This window comes from Microbispora sp. ZYX-F-249, assembly GCF_039649665.1.
In the GTDB taxonomy this organism is placed as follows: Bacteria; Actinomycetota; Actinomycetes; order Streptosporangiales; family Streptosporangiaceae; genus Microbispora; species Microbispora maris.
This window is the reverse complement of the sequence record NZ_JBDJAW010000004.1, coordinates 76014-92892: the sequence shown is the minus strand read 5'-3', so window position 1 is coordinate 92892 and position 16879 is coordinate 76014. Positions and strand designations below refer to the sequence as shown.

Genomic DNA, 16879 nt, shown 5'->3' with positions numbered 1-16879 from the left:
CCGTCATGGTAAAAGTGCGCGTTTTGGGGCGAATTGCGGCAGAGGTCGACGGGCGCCCCGCGGACCTCGGGACCTCGCTCCAGCGCGCCGTGCTGGCCCGGCTGGTGGGCGCCCAGGGGCACGTGGTGTCGACCGACCGGTTCGTCGACGACCTGTGGCGGGGGCAGCCGCCGCCGCGCGCGCTGGCCGCGCTCCAGGTCTACGTGTCGAACCTGCGGCGGGCCCTGGAGCCGGACCGCGCCCCCCGCGCCGCCGCCCGCGTGCTGGTCAGCGCTCCCCCCGGATACCGCCTGGCGCTGGAGCCCGGCGACGTGGACGCCTGGCGCTTTCCCCGGCTGGTCGAGGCCGCCGCCGGTCTGCTCGCCGAGGGGCGGCCCGCGAACGCGCTGGAGGCCGTGGACGAGGCCCTGGCGCTGTGGACCGGCCCGGCGTACGCGGAGTTCACCGAGGAGGAGTGGGCCGTCCCCGAAGTGGTCCATCTGAACGAGCTGCGGGCGGTCGCGGTGGAGTACCGCGCCGAGGCCGGGCTCGCGCTCGGCCGTCACGCCGAGGTCGTCCCGGAGCTGGAGCGTCACCTCACCGCGCATCCCCTGCGGGAGAACGCCGTTCGGCTGCTCGCGCTCGCCTACTACCGGGCCGGGCGGCAGGGGGAGGCGCTCGCGGCCCTGCGCCGGACGCGCACCCTGCTCGCCGAGCAGCTCGGCGTCGACCCCGGGCCCGCCCTGCGCGCGCTGGAGTCGGACATCCTCGCGCAGGCCGAGTCGCTCGACGCGGTCCCCGCAGTTCCGGAGCTCGTGATCCCGGTTCCCGCGCCCGCCCCGGACTCCGCTTCCCCCCGCATGGTCGGCCGTACGGCGGAGCTGTCCCGGCTGGCCGCCGCGGCCGAGCAGGCCGGGGCCGGTTTCCGCATCGTGTGGCTCGGTGGCGAGGCGGGCTCGGGCAAGAGCACGCTGGCCGACGCGCTCGTGCGGCGCCTGGCCGGGGACGGCTGGCAGACCGTGGTCGGCCGCTGCCCCGAGACGACCGGCGGCGTGCCGCCCGCCTGGGCGTGGAGCGAGGTGCTGCGGGAGCTGTCCGCGACCTGCCCGCCCGAGCCGGAGACCGCGGCCCGGCTGGCGCCTCTGCTGACCGACGACGCCGCGCCCGTGGGCCAGTTCTGGCTGGCGCGGGCGGCCGGCGACTACCTGGAGGGCGTGCCCGGACCGCTGCTGATCGTGCTGGAGGACGTGCACCGGGCCGACGAGGAGACCCTCCAGCTCCTGCGTCACCTGGCGGGCCGCCTGACCCGGACGCCGGTCCTCGTCCTGCTGACGCATCGGCCGGCCGAGGCGGGCGACGACCTCACGGCCACCGCCGCTGCGCTCGCCGTGCAGACGGTGGAGCACATCACCCTGGGCGGCCTGGGCGAGCCGGAGGTGGCCCGCCTGCTCACGGCACGCTCCGGCACGGAGGTCGACGAGGCCACGGCGCGCACGGTCACCGAGCGGACCGGCGGCAACCCGCTGTTCGTGACCGAGACGGCCCGGCTGCTCGCGGTGGACGGCCCCTCGGCGGCCCACGCGCTGCCGCCCGGCGTGCGCGACCTCATCCGCCGCCGCCTCGCCCGGCTGCCCGCGACGGCGCAGACCACGCTGCGCACGGCCGCCGTCCTCGGTCGCGAGGCCGACGCGGACGTGCTGGTCGCCCTGCCGGGAGCGGACGAGGAGACGGTGCTCGACGGCCTGGAGGCGGGCGTGCTGTCCGGCCTGCTGGAGGAGCCCCGCCCCGGCCGTGTCCGGTTCGCCCACGTGCTCGTCCGCGAGACGTTGTACGAGGACATCCCGCGGCTGCGCCGGGCGCGGATGCACGGCAAGGTCCTGACGGCGCTGGAGCGGGTGCGCCCTGGCGACGTGGGGGCGCTCGGGCACCACGCGCTCGCCGCCGCGACGACCGCGACCGCCCTCACGGCGGCCGAGTACGCGGCGCGGGCCGCCGGGCAGGCCGCCGCGCTCTACGCCCACAGGGAGGCGGCCGGGCTGCTGCAGGGCGCGCTGGGCGCGCTCGACCTGCTGAGCGAGGGGACCGACGACGCGCATCGGGACGTCCGCCTCGACCTCCTGTGCCGTCTGGTGTCCGCGCAGGCGCACGCGGGCGACGTGATCACGGCGGTGCGCAACCGGACGAGGGCGCTGGCGGTCGCCCGCCGGATGGGCGGCAGGGACGCGGTGGCGCGGGCGGTGTCCTCGCTCGACGCGCCGGTCATCTGGACCATCCAGCCGGACCGCGTGCTCGACACCGATCTCGTCCGGGCGATCGAGGAGTCGCTGCCCGCGGAGGCCGGGGAACTGCGCTGCCGGATGCTCGTCGCCCTCTGCCACGCGCTCGAAGGACACGACGCGGAGCGCATCGAGGCGGCCGGTGGGGAGGCGCTGGCGATCGCGGACGCCCTCGGCGACCCGCGGCTGCGGTGCATGGCGCTCAACGGCCGCTACTGGGTCTGCCTGACCCCGGACAGGCGGGACGACCTGGAGAGGCTCGGGCACGATCTGCTGGCCGCCTCGGCCGCCGCCGGGCTCCTCGGCTATCAGACGCTCGGCCACTTCTCGCTGCTCATGGCCGCGCTGGGCCGCAACGACTGGACGACGGCGCGCCGGCACGCCGACAAGGCCATGGAGCTGTCGACGAGCGGCCAGCTCGGCCTGGCCCTCGGCATCCTCGGCTTCCTCGACGCCCTGCACCTGCTGGTCAGGGGTGAGTTCGAGCGGGCCGAGAGCGTCTACTCACAGCTCGGGGAGCAGCTGGCCAGCACCGGTGACGCCAACGGCGCGATGGTGGGAGCGGTCGGCCGCTTCGTGGTCAAGCTGGCGGCGGGACGGGTCCACGACTCGGTCGAGGAGCTCGCCGCCCTGTGGGAACGCCTGCCGCAGGACGCCGGCGAGCTGTACGCGCGGGCGCTCACCGGCGCCGGCCGCACGGAGGAGGCCCGCGCGGTCTGGGCTCCCCTACGCGCCCCTCGCCGGGACTACTACTGGCTCGTGTTCATGGCTCTCCGCTCGGACAACGCGATCGAGCTGGGCGACCCGGAGGTGGCCGGGGAGTGCTACCGGCTGCTCCTGCCGTACGACGGCGAGCTGGCCGGCCTGCACTCGGGCTCGGTCACGCTGGGGCCGGTGGCGCACACGCTCGGCGACCTGGCGGTGTTCCTGGGGCGGCCCGGCGACGCCGGGGCCCACTACCTGCGGGCAGCCGAGGTCGCCCGGCAGGTCGGCTCCCCGCACTGGGAGGAGGCCGCCCGCCGTGGGCTCGACGACGCGGCGCTCACGCGGCGCCGAAGATGAGGCGCTCGCGGCGCCGGTGGGCGCGGCGCAGCACCGCCAGCATGACGACCAGCACGGGCCCGGCCAGCGCACGCAGCTCCGCCATCTCCTCCGGCCGCGCGTGCTGCTCGATCCTCGGCAGCTCGAAGCGCACGTCGCCGCCCTTGCGGACGTACTGCTCCAGCTCCTCCCAGTCCTTGCCGGACACGTGCCGCATGATGATCGGGAAGATCGTGCGCTCCTCCTCCTCGATGTGCTCGTCGAGCAGGTCCGCCAGCCGGCGCAGCGGCTTGGCCAGCTCGGCCGGGTCGCCCGCGACGGACCGGATCTCCTCCAGCAGCGGGTCGAGCTCGGAGTGGTCCTCGCTCAGCTCGCTCAGGTCGACCTCGGCGCCCGCCGACCGGACGAGCAGGGGCCACAGGCGGTCGTCCTCCGCCTTGTGATGGTGGTGGATGCCGCGGCACAGCTTGGTGACGTACTCGCTGATGGCGGCGGCGCGTTCCGGCCCGCACGGCTGCCGGCCCGCGGCGATCTCGGCGGTGACGTCGGCGAGGCGCCGGGAGTCGGCCCGCATCGCCCGGTGCGTGATGCGGAAGCCCAGCAGGTTGGGGGTGTCGGACATCGGGGGACCCTTCATGAGCGGGAACGGCGGTATGTCGCGCTCACTGTGCGGCCGGGCACTTGGGGTCGGTTAAGACCCTACTTAAGGCCGATTCCCATGGGACGGGAGATAGGCGTGGGGAGAACCCGCTAGTTTGGTCCGTCATGGACAGCCGATGGGTGGGACCGGACGGTTACGAGATCGTTCCCGCGTACCGCCACGACCGCCAGGTGCTGCGGGTGCGGCGCCACGGCCGGGTGGTCGCCGACTGCCTGTCGGTCGAGGAGGTCGCCCGGTATGTCGACCTCGCCGACCTGTGCGAGGTGATTCCGCTGCCCGTCCGGGCCGGCGACGCCCGTACGGCCGTCAGATAGCCAGGTCACAGGCGTAACAGTCGCGGGCCCTGGGCACTCACAGTGCCGAGGGGGAATCGATGCGCCTGCCTGCCCTGCCCGCCCGTCTGCCCGCCCGTCTGCCCGCCGGTCTGCTCGTCACCGTGAGCGCACTCGCCGCCGTACTGGGCGGCTGCGGGTCGGCGCCCGCGGATCCCGCGGCCGAGACGCCGGTGTACGTGCTCAACTTCCGGGACGCCGAGCGGGGCAGGCCCGACCAGCGGCCGGCGAACCTCGTGCTCTCGGAGTTCAGCGCGATGAGCGCGGTCACCTGGCGGACCTGGGGACCGACCCGGGCGACCGGTGCGGGCAAACTCAGCGGCACCTGGTGCCTGCCCGAGTGCGCGGACGCGCCGTACGACGCCACGGTGACGTTGAGCAGCGTGATCCCGGTCAAGGGCAAGGGCTACTTCAGCCGCTACGCGGTCACGGCCGACGTGCCCGCCCGGCATCGGCCCGAGGCCGACCTGTCCGGAGTCCTGCCGACGCCCTGAGGCGGCCCGCCACGCGGGTGATTCGAATTCGCGTAGGCCGCCGTGGCCGTGTATGGTTACACCTGTCCGCAACGCGAGAGCGGCCGGCGGACCCGCCCCTATAGCTCAGTCGGCAGAGCGTCTCCATGGTAAGGAGAAGGTCAACGGTTCGATTCCGTTTGGGGGCTCTAGTCGAGAAGTCCTATCCAAGCAGTGTTTCTGACTGATGCTGCCGGGTGGGGCTTTCGGCTTGGTGGGGATGTCTCATTCCCATGGGAAGACCGACCTCGATCATGGCTGATCCCGATGCGCGAATAGCCGTACAGGTCGGGTATCCTTGCGTGGCCGGATCCGATTTCCGGCCAAGGCGGAGTAGCTCAGTCAGGCAGAGCAAGCGGCTCATAATCGCTGTGTCGCCGGTTCAAGTCCGGCCTCCGCTACTACCCTCCCGGGTCATCTGCACAAGACGGCCCCGGCGTGGGTTGTCCAGTAGTCCCGAACGCAGAAAGGCACTCCCACGTGGCTGCCACAGACGTTAGGCCGAAGATCACGCTGGCCTGCCAGGAGTGCAAGCACCGCAACTACATCACGCGGAAGAACCGGCGCAACGACCCGGATCGGCTTGAGCTGAAGAAGTACTGCCCCAACTGCAAGACGCACCGGGCGCACCGCGAGACCCGCTAGTTCCGGTACGCGGCGCGGTCCGCGCAGGCACCACTTCGGAACCCCATCGCACTTCCGACACCGGCGTTCCCCGCGGGGACGCCGGTTTGTCGTGTCCGGGTTCTGTTACGGTACGGCCTACCCGCTCAGCAGAAGGAGCCCCGGCCCGATGGCTTTGAACCGTGATTTCGTCGGGCGGACGTACGCGTCGTCCGCGCCCTACGAGGTCAGCCGCGTGAAGATCAGCGAGTTCGCCACCGCGATCGGCGACTCCAACCCGATCTACCACGACAGGCAGGCCGCCGTGGCGGCCGGGCATCCGGACGTCGTCGCGCCGCCCACGTTCCCCATCGTGTTCAGCCTTCTCGGTACCGGTGAGGCGCTCGCCGACCCCGAGCTCGGGCTCGACTTCTCCATGGTCGTGCACGGCGAGCAGCGGTTCGAGTACGAGAGGCCCATCCACGCGGGCGACGAGCTGGTGTGCGCCTCGACCATCGCGGAGATCCGCAGCGTCGGGCGCAACGAGTTCCTGACCCTGCGCAGCGACGTCTCCACCACCTCCGGCGAGCTGGTCTGCCGGACCTACAACGTCATCGTGGAGCGGGGAGGGGCGGCCTGACATGGCGGCGACGGTGAAGTACGACGAGGTGGAGGCCGGCCAGCAGATCCCGGCCGTCGAGTACATGGTCCGCCGGGTGGACCTGGTCAGGTACGCCGGCGCCTCCGGCGACTTCAACCCCATCCACTGGAACGAGCGGTACGCGAAGGCGGTCGGCCTGCCCGACGTCATCGCGCACGGCATGTACACGATGGCGCAGGGCGGCCGGTTCGTGACGGACTGGGCCGGCGACCCCGGCGCGGTGGTGGAGTACGGCGTCCGCTTCTCGTCCATGGTCGTGGTGCCGGACGACGACAACGGCGCGACGATCACGATCAGCGGGATCGTCGAGGAGAAGCGCGAGGACAAGCGTGTCGTCGTCGCGCTGACCGCGAAGTCCGGCGACTCCCGGGTCCTGTCCAAGGCCCGCGCGGTGGTTCAGCTCTCCTGACCGTGCCCCTCCGGGCCGGTCCGATTGGCCGCGGCGGTGCTGGGTAGCGGTCGGATCGTGAGCGATCGAGACAACCCAGATCGAGACAACCCAGATCGAGACAACGCAGATCGAGACAACGCAGATCGAGACAACGCAGATCGAGACAACGCAGCGGAACGCACCGGTGACGTCGCAGGCGTCGCCGCACAGACCCAGGACCCCGGCAAGGCCGGCGACGCCCACGGCGGCGCGATGCCGCGGCCGCGGGCGGAGAACGCCAGGCAGGCCGCCGAGGCCACCGGCCCCGAAGAGATCGACGAGGTCGAGCGGGACGTCGCGCCCGGCGGGACGATCGAGACCGCGCTGACCCCTTCGGGAGAGGCGTCGATGGTCGCCTCCCAGCTCCTGTGGGACGGCAGCTCGGCCACGTCGAGGATCGACGAGTCGATAGCCGAGGCGGAGCGCGAGGACCGCGGATAGCTATCCTGTTCGTCGGACGTTCCGCGTGCGAGGAGACCGATGGCTGACCGGTTGGCAGGGGTGCCGCTCGCCCCGTACACCACGCTGCGGACGGGCGGGCCGGCCCGGGCGTTCACGCAGGCGGAGACGCAGGACGAGCTGATCGCGGCCGTGGCCGAGGCCGACCGCGATGGCGAGCCCGTGCTGGTGCTCGGCGGCGGCAGCAACCTCGTGGTGTCCGACGACGGGTTCGACGGGCTCGTGGTGCGCGTCGCCACCCGGGGCGTCGAGGTGACCCCCGACGACGGACGGGTGCGGGTGACCGTGCAGGCGGGGGAGGACTGGGACGCCCTGGTCGCCCGGTGCGTGGCCGAGGGCTGGTCGGGGGTCGAATGCCTGTCGGGCGTCCCCGGGCTGGTGGGATCCACCCCCATCCAGAACGTCGGCGCGTACGGCCAGGACGTCTCGCAGACCGTCACCGGCGTCCGCGTGTACGACCGGGTCACCGGCGAGGTGCGGGACCTCACGGCGGCCGAGTGCGGTTTCGCCTACCGGGACAGCGCGTTCAAGCACGACCCCGGCAGGCACGTGGTGCTGGCCGTCACCTACGCCCTGGAGCACTCGCCGCTGTCGGGGCCCGTGGCGTACCGGGAGCTGGCCGTACGCCTCGGCGTGGAGCTCGGTGAGCGGGTGCCGCTGTCCGACGCGCGCGAGGCGGTGCTGGGGCTGCGACGGGGCAAGGGCATGGTCCTCGACCCCGGCGACCCGGACACGCGCAGCGCCGGGTCCTTCTTCACCAACCCCGTGCTCGGCCCGGACGAGGCGGCGGCCCTGGGACTGCGGGCCCCCGGCCACCCGCGCTGGGACATGCCCGACGGCATGGTCAAGGTCCCGGCGGCATGGCTTATCGAGAACGCCGGCTTCCCCAAGGGCTACGAGAAGGGGCGGGCCCGCATCTCGACCAAGCACACGCTGGCCCTCACCAACCCGACCGGTGAGGCCGGCGCGGACGAACTGCTGGCGCTGGCCCGCGAGGTGCGCGACGGCGTGCACGAGAAGTTCGGAGTGTGGCTCGTCAACGAGCCCGTGCTGGTGGGAGTGAGTCTTTAGCCCGGGTTAGACTGGGGCAACACCGAAGGGGAGTAGTCCGAAATCCACTGATCGACACACTGGCGGTTCGTCCGCCCGGTCGTGGAGCCCTCGTGGCGGACGAGACCTTCGGCCCGACAGTCATGACCGCATGCTGCCGGGCCGAAGTCGTGCCCGAACTCCCCGGGTGTCGTACGCCGGCCCGGTCGCAAATCCCCCTGAAAGGGACGAAAGGCGACCCGTGTACGCCCTCTGGATCTCCCTCGTCGTCATCTTCGTAGCCGAGCTGGGCGACAAGAGCCAGCTCATGGCCCTGACCTTCGCGACCCGGTTCAAGACGGGGCCGGTGCTGGCCGGCATCACCGCCGCGACCGCGCTCGTCCATCTCTTCAGCGTCGGCCTCGGCCGGCTGGTCGGCGACGCCCTCCCCACCACCGCCATCTCGATCATCGCCGGTATCGCGTTCCTCGCCTTCGCCGCCTGGACGCTGCGCGGCGACGAACTCACCGAGGAGGAGAAGGGCAAGGCGGCCAAGACCACCCGCAACGCGTTCATCGCCGTCGCCGTGGCGTTCTTCCTCAGCGAACTGGGCGACAAGACCATGCTCGCCACGATCACGCTGGCCACCCAGCACGGCTGGTTCGGCACGTGGGTCGGCTCCACCGTGGGCATGGTCGCCGCCGACGCGCTGGCCATCCTGGTCGGCAGGTTCCTCGGCACCCGGCTGCCCGAGAAATGGATCAAGTATGGCGCGGCCGCCGCGTTCGCCGTCTTCGGCGTGCTGCTGCTGATCGAGCCCCTGTTCGCCTGACCGAGGAGCGCCTGACCGAGGATCGCCAGACCGAGGATCGCCTAATCGAGAAGAGACAGGCGGTGGGCCGCGGCGGCGGCCTCGCCCCGGGTCGACACCCCCAGCTTGGGCAGGATGTTCGACACGTGCACGCTGACGGTCTTGGCCGAGATGAACAGCTCGGCCGCGATGTCCCTGTTGCTGCGCCCGGCCGCCACCAGGCGCAGCACCTCCAGTTCGCGCGGGGTCAGGTCGGCCTGCCGCGCGGGTTCCGGCGGTGTGGGACCGGACGGCGTGGCACGGGAGAGGGGGGCGCCGACGCGGCGGGCCAGCGTCTCGATCTGCGTGACCAGCGGGGTGGCACGCAACTCGGCCGCGAGCGGGGATGCCTCGCGCAGGCGCGCCGAGGCCCCGTCGCGGTCGCCGCTCGCGGCGGCGGCCATCGCCGCGTGCAGCAGCGCCTTGGCCCGCACGTACGGACGGCCCAGCCGCCGCCACGCCTCGGCCGCGGCGTCGAACTCGCCCCGGTACACCAGCCCGAACGCCTCGTCCACCGGCCCGTCGCCCAGGTTCTCGGCGAGACGGTCGCCCATGGCGCGTACGCGCTCGACCTGCTCGGGGGCGACCGGCGCCGCGGCGTCGCAGACGTAGCGGACCGATGCGAGCAGCCGGCCGGCGAGCATCGCCTTGCCCGACCGCGGCGGGTCGTCCAGCGCCGTCTCCAGTACGGCCAGGGCCTGCAGCGGCTCGCCGCGCAGCAGGTGCCACGCGACGACCAGGCGGGTGTTGTTCGTCCACTCCTGCGTCTGCTCGTCCAGATGCGGGGAGAACGCCCCGACCTCGGCGAGGATGTCCTGCGCCAGGTCCTCCTCGCCGCGCGCGATCGCGATGTCCGCGCGAACCCGCAGCATGTGCCACCGGTTGCGCAGGGTCGGCCCCATCGTCATCGACCGTTCGATGATCTCGATCGCCTCGTCCCACCGGCCGAGGGACTCCAGCGCCTCCGCACGGTTGTTGGCGATGAACGTGCCCTGGTGGCGGAACCTGCCGAATCGCCGGGCGAGCTTCTCGCCCTCGAGCGCGAGCCGCACCGCCTCCTCCGAGCGGCCGAGGTTGTCGAGGGCGTCGACGTTGTTCGCCAGGGCGCGCAGGGTGATGCGGGGTGAGTCGAGCCGGGTGCCGATGGCCAGGGCGCGCTCGTTCATCGCGAACGCCGTCTCCAGGTCGCCGTTGATCGAGTGTCCGAGCGCGAGGTTCATCAGGAGGTCGGCCTCCTGGACCTCGTCGCCCTTCTCGCGGGCGGTGCGCAGAGCCTCCTCGGTGAGCGCGGTGCCCTCGGCGATCTCGTCGGAATTGATCAGCACCGTGCCCAGCCGGGTCAGCACGAGCGTGCGGATGTCGCCGGGCCGCGGGACCAGGCGTTCGGCGCGCCGCAGCTCCTCCAGCCCGCTGGTCTTGCCCTTCTGGATCTTGATGTTCGCCAGCCGGACCAGCAGCTCGGCCACCCGTTCCGGGGCGGTCCGCTCGTCCAGCTCCGCCAGGGCGCCGCGCACGTACTTGGTGCCCTGCTCCATGTCGCCGCCGACGTACGCCGCCTCCGAGGCCCGCTCGAGCACGGTGCAGTGGTCGTGCCCGATGCGCTCGGCGGCGTCGGGGACCTTGTCCCACAGGGTCAGCACGCGGTCGAGCAGCTGGATCTGCTCGGTGTAGGCGAACGACTTGGCCGCCTTCTCCGCCGCCTCCCAGGCCGAGATCAGCGCCCACAGGTCGTCGCGGGCGGAGTACCAGTGGTGGGCGATCTCGATGGCCGCCCGGCCCGGGGGCACGAGGGTGCGGTCGCGGTCGATCTCCTCGGCGTACCGCGCGTGCATCCGCGCGTGCTCGCCGGGCAGCAGCTCGTCGTGGACCGCCTCGCGGATCAGGGCGTGCCGGAACGCGTACGCCCCGCCGTCGGCCACCTGCAGCACGTTGGCGGCGATGGCCGGCCGCAGCGCGTTCTCCAGGTCCACGTCGGACAGCCCGCCGACCGCCGCGAGCAGGTCGTGCCCGACGCGTACGCCCCCGGCCGCGGCGATCCGCAGCACCCGCTGGGTCTCCTCGGGCAGCCGCTCGACCGAGCCGATGATCAGGTCGTGCAGCGAGTCGGGGAACGAGCACTCGTCGCCGCAGTCGAGCAGCGCCTCCACGAACAGCGGGATGCCGCCGCTGCGCTCGAAGACCCGGTCCACCTTGGCGAACTCGGGGGTCACCCCGAGGATGCCGGCCATCTGCTCGGCGACCTCGTCCTGGGTGAAGCGGGGCAGTTCCACCCGGACCACGCCGTCGACCCGCCCCAGCTCGGCCAGCACCGGCCGCAGGGGATGGGTGCGGTGCAACTCGTCGGAGCGGTACGTCATGACCATCAGGACGGGAGCCGACCTGAGGTTGCGGCTGAGGAAGGCGATGAGGTCGCGGCTGGAGCGGTCGGCCCAGTGGACGTCCTCGATGACGAGCACCACCGGCCGCCGCTCGGCGAGGCGTTCCAGCAGGGCGAGGATCAGCTCGAACAGCCGGGCGCGGGCCGACTCGGTCTCCCCTTCGCCGCTCGGCTCGCCGAACTCGGGCAGCAGCCTCGCCAGGTCCCGGGCGGCGCCGTCGGGCAGCAGGGCGGCGACCTCGGCCGCCCCGCACTCCCGGACGAGCTGCCGCAGCGCGGCGGTGAACGGCGCGTACGCCAGGCCCTCGGCGGACAGTTCCACGCAGCCCCCGACGAGCACGTGGGCGCCGTCCTGCGCGGCCTGCTCGGCGAACCGGACCGCGAGGCGGGTCTTCCCCACGCCCGCCTCGCCGCCGATGAGCACCGCCGCGGTGGCCTGCTTGCGGGCCTGGTCGTAGGCCTCGCCCAGGGTCTCCAACTCCGCGCCCCGCCCGACGAAAACGGGGCTCACCGCCCGGCGTGTCATGTCGTCAAGCATGTCATGACCCTTTGCGTCGCTTCGCCTGGTTTTACGGTCAGATCTGACTGACTGGCGGGGCTCACGACGGCTCAAGGGGGCGCAAAGGCCCGGCCGGGAGGGAGGGTCCGGCCGGGCCTTCGTACGCGTCTCATGAGGTGCGGAGCTTGCCGAAGGCCGCACGCAGCCGGCGCTGGCCGGAGCGCTGCCGGCTCTTCAGCGCCGCCTGCGCCTCGCGGGCGCGCCGGTGACCGGCGGCCTCCTCCTGAAGCTCGGCCGCCCGGTTGATCATTACCTGGTAGTGCAGTTCCGGACCCATCGCTGCGTCTCCTTGTTCGGGTCTCTTTCCGTACTCCTCAAGGTTCGGTCTAAGGCGTGGTGCGGCACATCGGGCGGATGCCCTATCTCTGGCGATCTCTGGCATGGGCCTGCGGCGTAGGACTTCTAAGGCGGCTAAGGCGATGCCTTAGGAGCGGCGTAGTCCCCGGGTTTGGAATCAATCCGAGTGGTCGGGGATGCTGGTTCCGTGCCAACTATGACTACTCCGCTCGCGGAGGTCGCCTCCTCACCCTCGACGTTGCGGGCGTTCCTGCACGGCCTTCCCGGGGTCGACCGGGTCGGTGCGGACGCCCGGGCCGCGATGCTGGGCACGCGATCCATCAAGACCACCGCCAAGAAGCAGGCCATCGACATGGCCATCGGGATGGTCGACCTCACCACGCTCGAAGGCGCGGACACCCCCGGCAAGGTCAGGGCGATGTGCGCCAAGGCGGTGCGGCCCGACCCCGCCGACTCCTCCGTGCCGCCCGTCGCCGCGGTCTGCGTGTATCCCGACCTGGTCGCGACCGCCGTCGAGGCGCTGGCCGGGTCGGGGGTGAAGGTGGCGTCCGTCGCCACGTCGTTCCCCAGCGGCCGGTCCTCGCTGGAGGTGAAGGTCGCCGAGACCCGCCTCGCCGTGGCCGCCGGAGCCGCAGAGATCGACATGGTCATCGACCGAGGCGCGTTCCTCGCCGGCGACTACCTCAAGGTGTACGAGGAGATCGTCGCCACCAAGGAAGCCTGTGCCGACGCGCATCTGAAGGTGATCCTGGAGACCGGCGAGCTCGCGACGTACGACAACGTGCGGCGGGCCTCCTGGCTGGCGATGATCGCCGGAGCGGACTTCATCAAGACCTCGACCGGCAAGGTGTCGCCGGCCGCGACCCTCCCGGTGACGCTCGTCATGCTGGAGGCCGTGCGCGACTTCCTGACCGCGACCGGCCGCAAGGTGGGCGTGAAGCCCGCGGGCGGCATCCGCACCACCAAGGACGCGATCAAATACCTGGTGCTGGTCAACGAGACCGCCGGGCCGGACTGGCTGGACCCCGACTGGTTCCGCCTCGGCGCCTCCTCGCTGCTGAACGACCTGCTCATGCAGCGGCAGAAGATGGCCACCGGCCGGTACGCCGGTCCCGACTACTTCACGCTGGACTGAGGGCTGGACTGAGGCATGTTCGAATACGCACCCGCGCCCGAGTCGCGGGACATCGTCGACATCCGGCCGTCGTACGGCCTGTTCATCAACGGCGAGTGGGTCGAGCCGCAGGGCGAGGAGCGCCACAAGACCGTCAACCCGGCCACCGAGGAGGTGCTCGCGGAGGTCGCGTGGGCGGGGGAGGCCGACGTCGACCGCGCGGTCCAGGCCGCCGCCAAGGCGTTCCCGGTGTGGTCGGCCATGCCGGGCGCGGAGCGGGCCAAGTACCTGTTCCGGATCGCCCGGATCATCCAGGAGCGGGCGCGTGAGCTGGCCGTCCTGGAGACGCTCGACAACGGCAAGCCGATCCGGGAGTCCCGCGACGTGGACCTCCCGCTGGTCGCGGCCCACTTCTTCTACTACGCGGGCTGGGCCGACAAGCTGTCGTACGCCGGGTTCGGCCCCGATCCCCGGCCGCTGGGCGTGGCCGGACAGGTCATCCCGTGGAACTTCCCGCTGCTCATGCTGGCGTGGAAGATCGCACCCGCCCTGGCCTGCGGCAACACGGTCGTGCTCAAGCCGGCCGAGACCACGCCGCTGACCGCGCTGGCGTTCGCCGACATCTGCCGCCAGGCCGACCTGCCGCCGGGGGTCGTCAACATCGTCACCGGCGCGGGTGAGACGGGCGCCGCGCTCGTCGACCACCCCGGCGTGGACAAGGTCGCCTTCACCGGCTCGACGGAGGTCGGCCGCCTCATCGCCAGGAGCCTCGCGGGCACCCGCAAGAAGCTCACGCTGGAGCTCGGCGGCAAGGCCGCCAACATCGTGTTCGAGGACGCGCCGCTCGACCAGGCCGTCGAGGGCATCGTCAACGGGATCTTCTTCAACCAGGGCCACGTGTGCTGCGCCGGATCCCGGCTGCTGGTGCAGGAGTCGGTCGCGGCCGACCTGCTGGAGGCGCTCAAGCGGCGCCTCGGCACGCTGCGGCTCGGCGACCCGCTGGACAAGAACACCGACATCGGCGCGATCAACTCGGCCGAGCAGCTCGCCAAGATCCGCGAGCTGTCGGAGGCCGGGGAGGCCGAGGGGGCCGAACGGTGGTCGCCCGCCTGCCCGATCCCCGACCGCGGCTACTGGTTCCCGCCCACCCTCTTCACCGGCGTGGCCCAGTCGCACCGCATCGCCCGGGAGGAGATCTTCGGGCCGGTGCTGTCGGTGCTGACCTTCCGCACCCCCGCCGAGGCGGTGGAGAAGGCCAACAACACCCCGTACGGGCTGTCGGCGGGCGTGTGGACCGAGAAGGGCTCGCGCATGCTGTGGATGGCGTCCCGGCTGCGGGCCGGCGTCGTCTGGTCCAACACGTTCAACCGGTTCGACCCCACTTCGCCGTTCGGCGGCTACAAGGAGTCGGGCTACGGCCGCGAGGGCGGGCGGCACGGTCTGGAGGCCTACCTTGCGGTGTGATCATCCGACCGGCCGCCCGTCCTGCAGGTGCGACTCCGGGCGTCGCCGCCGTCTCGTCCGCCGCGTCCGCGCGGGGGCGGGCGAGGGCTTCTCCCGGGGCCGCCGCTCCGGCCGCTTCGCCGTACGGCACGGCTGGTTCGCCCACCGCGGCGGCGTGTGCCGGTGCGGCCAGACCTACCAGCCGGCCCGTCCACTGGAGATTGGAAGTTTCGATGAGTGAGCGGCTGGCCGTGCGCAAGACGTACAAGCTGTTCATCGGGGGCGCGTTCCCGCGTTCGGAGAGCGGAAGGTCGTATGTGGTGACCTCCTCCAAGGGCGACTTCCTCGCCAACGCGGCCAGGGCCTCGCGCAAGGACGCCAGGGACGCGGTCGCGGCCGCGCGGAAGGCGTTCCCCGGCTGGTCGGGCGCCACGGCGTACAACAGGGGCCAGATCCTGTACCGGATCGCCGAGATGCTGGAGGGCCGCCGCGCGCAGTTCGTCGCGGAGATCACCGCCATGGGCGGCGTGGGGGTCAAGCAGGCCGGCGAGATGGTGGACGCGACGGTCGACCGGCTGGTCTGGTACGCGGGCTGGTCCGACAAGATCGGCGCGGTGCTCGGGTCGGCCAACCCGGTGGCCGGGCCGTACTTCAACCTGTCGAGCCCGGAGCCGACGGGCGTGGTGGCCGTGGTCGCTCCGCAGGCGGGACCGCTGCTCGGGCTGGTCAGCGTGATCGCGCCGGTGATCGTGACGGGCAACACCTGCGTGGTGATCGCCTCCGAGCGGGCGCCGCTGCCGGCGATCACGCTGGCCGAGGTGCTGGCGACCTCCGACCTGCCGGGCGGGGTGGTGAACATCCTCACCGGCTCGGCCGCCGAGATCGCTCCCTGGCTGGCGGGCCACATGGACGTCAACGGCATCGACCTGACGGGCGCCGACGCCGAGTCGGCCGTCACGTGTGAGGAACTGGCCGCGGAGAACCTCAAGCGGGTGCTCCGGCCGCCGGCCGGTCCCGTGGACTGGCTCGCGGACCCCGGCATCGGGCGGATGACGACGTTCCTGGAGACCAAGACCGTCTGGCATCCGATCGGGATCTAGCTCTTCCCCAGGGCCAGGAGGAGTTCGGCGTTCGAGCCCGTGTTCTTCAGCGTGGTGAGGAACCGATCGAACGACTCCTGGTCCTGCAGGGCCCGCCGCAGCCGCCAGATCGGAGGCTGCTCGGCGGGGTGGAGCAGCAGTTCCTCGCGGCGGGTGCCGGAGGCGACGACGTCGACGGCGGGGAAGACGCGGCGGTCGGCCAGGTTCCGGCTCAGCTTCAGCTCCATGTTGCCGGTGCTCTTGAACTCCTCGAAGACGATGTCGTCCATCTTCGAGCCCGTCTCGACCAGCGCGGTGGCGAGGATCGTGAGGGAGCCGCCGCCCTCGATGTTGCGCGCGGCGCCGAGGACCGCCTTGGGCTGGTGCAGGGCCCGGGCGTCCATGCCGCCCGTGAGCACGCGCCCGCCGCTCGGCGCGGCCATGTTGTACGCCCGGCCGAGCCGGGTGATCGAGTCCATGAGCACGACCACGTCACGGCCCGTCTCCACCATCCGCTTGGCCCGCTCGACGGCGAGCTCGGCCGCGGTGATGTGGTCCTGCGGCGCCCGGTCGAAGGTCGAGGCGATCACCTCGGCCCGGACCGACTCGCGCATGTCGGTGACCTCCTCGGGCCGTTCGTCCACCAGGACGACCATGAGGTGGCATTCGGGGTGGTTGATCGCGATCGCGTTCGCGACGGCCTTGAGCAGCGTGGTCTTGCCGGCCTTCGGCGGGGCGACGATGAGGCCGCGCTGGCCCTTGCCGACCGGGGCGAACAGGTCGATGACGCGCGTGGCCAGGACGTTTCGCGCCGTCTCCAGGCGCAGCCGCTCGTCGGGGTGGATCGGCACGAGGTCGGCGAAGTCCGGCCGCGCCGCGCCCACCGGCCCGCCGTTGACGGTCGTGACGGAGGTGAGCGTGCCGTTCTGGGCGATGCCGCGGACGTGGTCGCCGCGGCGCAGGTCGAGCGCGTCCGCGAGGGCGGCCGGGACGGTCACGTCCTTCGGGCCGGGCAGGTAGCCGTTGGTACGGATCACCGTGTTCCGGCCGGCCCGGTCGAGCAGGCCGGTCACCTCGGTGGTCCGGGTGTTCTTCGTACGGGCCGACGCGGCGCGGGAGACGCTGCGCGGCTTGGGAACGCTGAGAGTGGTGGTGGTCATGGGACTCCTAGGGCTGG

Annotated in this window: 16 protein-coding genes and 2 tRNA genes; 14 read left to right on the top strand and 4 right to left on the bottom strand. The window is 72.2% G+C overall.

Features of this window, described 5'->3' with window-relative positions:
- Positions 1 to 14 precede the first annotated feature (14 nt).
- A complete protein-coding gene (locus AAH991_RS06795; RefSeq protein ID WP_346225147.1) occupies positions 15 to 3317 on the top strand; it encodes an ATP-binding protein in 3303 nt (1100 codons plus the stop codon).
- Here the strand turns inward: AAH991_RS06795 and AAH991_RS06790 are convergent.
- Complete coding sequence (locus AAH991_RS06790; RefSeq protein WP_346224881.1) at positions 3298 to 3918, bottom strand: hemerythrin domain-containing protein; 621 nt, start codon at positions 3916 to 3918, stop codon at positions 3298 to 3300. The two genes, AAH991_RS06795 and AAH991_RS06790, sit on opposite strands and share 20 nt — an antisense overlap.
- A gap of 143 nt (positions 3919 to 4061) precedes the next feature.
- On the opposite strand from AAH991_RS06790, the gene AAH991_RS06785 reads away from it, so the two are divergent.
- The 10 genes from AAH991_RS06785 to AAH991_RS06740 all read left to right on the top strand — a co-directional run bounded on the left by AAH991_RS06785 (position 4062) and on the right by AAH991_RS06740 (position 8815).
- The gene (locus AAH991_RS06785; RefSeq protein ID WP_346224880.1) at positions 4062 to 4271 is read left to right on the top strand and encodes a transposase; all 210 of its coding nucleotides are present in this window, start codon (positions 4062 to 4064) and stop codon (positions 4269 to 4271) included.
- A gap of 59 nt (positions 4272 to 4330) precedes the next feature.
- Positions 4331 to 4783 carry a hypothetical protein gene (locus AAH991_RS06780; RefSeq protein WP_346224879.1) on the top strand — a complete coding sequence of 151 codons (453 nt, stop codon included), beginning with the start codon at positions 4331 to 4333 and terminating at the stop codon, positions 4781 to 4783.
- 94 nt (positions 4784 to 4877) lie between these two features.
- A tRNA-Thr gene (locus AAH991_RS06775) sits at positions 4878 to 4950 on the top strand.
- Positions 4951 to 5128: 178 nt separating this feature from the next.
- Positions 5129 to 5202, top strand: a tRNA-Met gene (locus AAH991_RS06770).
- A 79-nt stretch (positions 5203 to 5281) separates the two neighbouring features.
- Complete coding sequence (gene rpmG, locus AAH991_RS06765; RefSeq protein WP_036325591.1) at positions 5282 to 5446, top strand: 50S ribosomal protein L33; 165 nt, start codon at positions 5282 to 5284, stop codon at positions 5444 to 5446.
- Positions 5447 to 5594: 148 nt separating this feature from the next.
- A complete protein-coding gene (locus tag AAH991_RS06760; protein WP_346224878.1) occupies positions 5595 to 6044 on the top strand; it encodes a MaoC family dehydratase N-terminal domain-containing protein in 450 nt (149 codons plus the stop codon).
- Between the two features lies 1 nt (position 6045).
- Complete coding sequence (locus tag AAH991_RS06755; RefSeq protein ID WP_346224877.1) at positions 6046 to 6474, top strand: MaoC family dehydratase; 429 nt, start codon at positions 6046 to 6048, stop codon at positions 6472 to 6474.
- A 234-nt stretch (positions 6475 to 6708) separates the two neighbouring features.
- Positions 6709 to 6936: a hypothetical protein gene (locus AAH991_RS06750; protein WP_346224876.1), complete on the top strand. Its 228-nt coding sequence runs from the start codon at positions 6709 to 6711 to the stop codon at positions 6934 to 6936.
- A 39-nt stretch (positions 6937 to 6975) separates the two neighbouring features.
- Complete coding sequence (locus tag AAH991_RS06745; protein ID WP_346224875.1) at positions 6976 to 8025, top strand: UDP-N-acetylmuramate dehydrogenase; 1050 nt, start codon at positions 6976 to 6978, stop codon at positions 8023 to 8025.
- Positions 8026 to 8245: 220 nt separating this feature from the next.
- Complete coding sequence (locus AAH991_RS06740; protein WP_346224874.1) at positions 8246 to 8815, top strand: TMEM165/GDT1 family protein; 570 nt, start codon at positions 8246 to 8248, stop codon at positions 8813 to 8815.
- Positions 8816 to 8856: 41 nt separating this feature from the next.
- Here the strand turns inward: AAH991_RS06740 and AAH991_RS06735 are convergent, their stop codons facing one another.
- Positions 8857 to 11736 carry a helix-turn-helix transcriptional regulator gene (locus AAH991_RS06735; RefSeq protein ID WP_346224873.1) on the bottom strand — a complete coding sequence of 960 codons (2880 nt, stop codon included), beginning with the start codon at positions 11734 to 11736 and terminating at the stop codon, positions 8857 to 8859.
- 142 nt (positions 11737 to 11878) lie between these two features.
- Complete coding sequence (locus AAH991_RS06730) at positions 11879 to 12046, bottom strand: hypothetical protein (RefSeq protein ID WP_346224872.1); 168 nt, start codon at positions 12044 to 12046, stop codon at positions 11879 to 11881.
- A 216-nt stretch (positions 12047 to 12262) separates the two neighbouring features.
- On the opposite strand from AAH991_RS06730, the gene deoC reads away from it, so the two are divergent.
- From deoC to AAH991_RS06715, 3 genes are all read left to right on the top strand, one after another.
- Entirely contained in the window at positions 12263 to 13201 is a 939-nt protein-coding gene (deoC, locus tag AAH991_RS06725) for a deoxyribose-phosphate aldolase (protein WP_346224871.1), read from the top strand.
- Between the two features lie 15 nt (positions 13202 to 13216).
- Positions 13217 to 14644, top strand: a complete 1428-nt coding sequence (locus AAH991_RS06720; protein WP_346224870.1) for an aldehyde dehydrogenase family protein — start codon at positions 13217 to 13219, stop codon at positions 14642 to 14644.
- A gap of 212 nt (positions 14645 to 14856) precedes the next feature.
- Positions 14857 to 15723, top strand: coding sequence for an aldehyde dehydrogenase family protein (locus AAH991_RS06715; RefSeq protein ID WP_346224869.1), 867 nt, complete (start codon positions 14857 to 14859; stop codon positions 15721 to 15723).
- On the opposite strand, the gene rho is transcribed toward AAH991_RS06715, so the two are convergent.
- On the bottom strand, positions 15720 to 16862 hold the full coding sequence (rho, locus tag AAH991_RS06710; RefSeq protein ID WP_346224868.1) for a transcription termination factor Rho: 1143 nt from the start codon (positions 16860 to 16862) through the stop codon (positions 15720 to 15722). The genes AAH991_RS06715 and rho overlap by 4 nt on opposite strands.
- Positions 16863 to 16879 lie beyond the last annotated feature (17 nt).

What these genes read in the sequence shown, in the direction of transcription:
- AAH991_RS06790 (WP_346224881.1), bottom strand. Translation starts at nt 3,918, where the DNA reads ATGTCCGACACCCCCAACCTGCTGGGCTTCCGCATCACGCACCGGGCG.
- AAH991_RS06785 (WP_346224880.1), top strand. Translation starts at nt 4,062, where the DNA reads ATGGACAGCCGATGGGTGGGACCGGACGGTTACGAGATCGTTCCCGCG.
- AAH991_RS06780 (WP_346224879.1), top strand. Translation starts at nt 4,331, where the DNA reads ATGCGCCTGCCTGCCCTGCCCGCCCGTCTGCCCGCCCGTCTGCCCGCC.
- AAH991_RS06760 (WP_346224878.1), top strand. Translation starts at nt 5,595, where the DNA reads ATGGCTTTGAACCGTGATTTCGTCGGGCGGACGTACGCGTCGTCCGCG.
- AAH991_RS06755 (WP_346224877.1), top strand. Translation starts at nt 6,046, where the DNA reads ATGGCGGCGACGGTGAAGTACGACGAGGTGGAGGCCGGCCAGCAGATC.
- AAH991_RS06750 (WP_346224876.1), top strand. Translation starts at nt 6,709, where the DNA reads ATGCCGCGGCCGCGGGCGGAGAACGCCAGGCAGGCCGCCGAGGCCACC.
- AAH991_RS06745 (WP_346224875.1), top strand. Translation starts at nt 6,976, where the DNA reads ATGGCTGACCGGTTGGCAGGGGTGCCGCTCGCCCCGTACACCACGCTG.
- AAH991_RS06735 (WP_346224873.1), bottom strand. Translation starts at nt 11,736, where the DNA reads ATGACACGCCGGGCGGTGAGCCCCGTTTTCGTCGGGCGGGGCGCGGAG.
- AAH991_RS06730 (WP_346224872.1), bottom strand. Translation starts at nt 12,046, where the DNA reads ATGGGTCCGGAACTGCACTACCAGGTAATGATCAACCGGGCGGCCGAG.
- deoC (WP_346224871.1), top strand. Translation starts at nt 12,263, where the DNA reads ATGACTACTCCGCTCGCGGAGGTCGCCTCCTCACCCTCGACGTTGCGG.
- AAH991_RS06720 (WP_346224870.1), top strand. Translation starts at nt 13,217, where the DNA reads ATGTTCGAATACGCACCCGCGCCCGAGTCGCGGGACATCGTCGACATC.
- AAH991_RS06715 (WP_346224869.1), top strand. Translation starts at nt 14,857, where the DNA reads ATGAGTGAGCGGCTGGCCGTGCGCAAGACGTACAAGCTGTTCATCGGG.
- rho (WP_346224868.1), bottom strand. Translation starts at nt 16,862, where the DNA reads ATGACCACCACCACTCTCAGCGTTCCCAAGCCGCGCAGCGTCTCCCGC.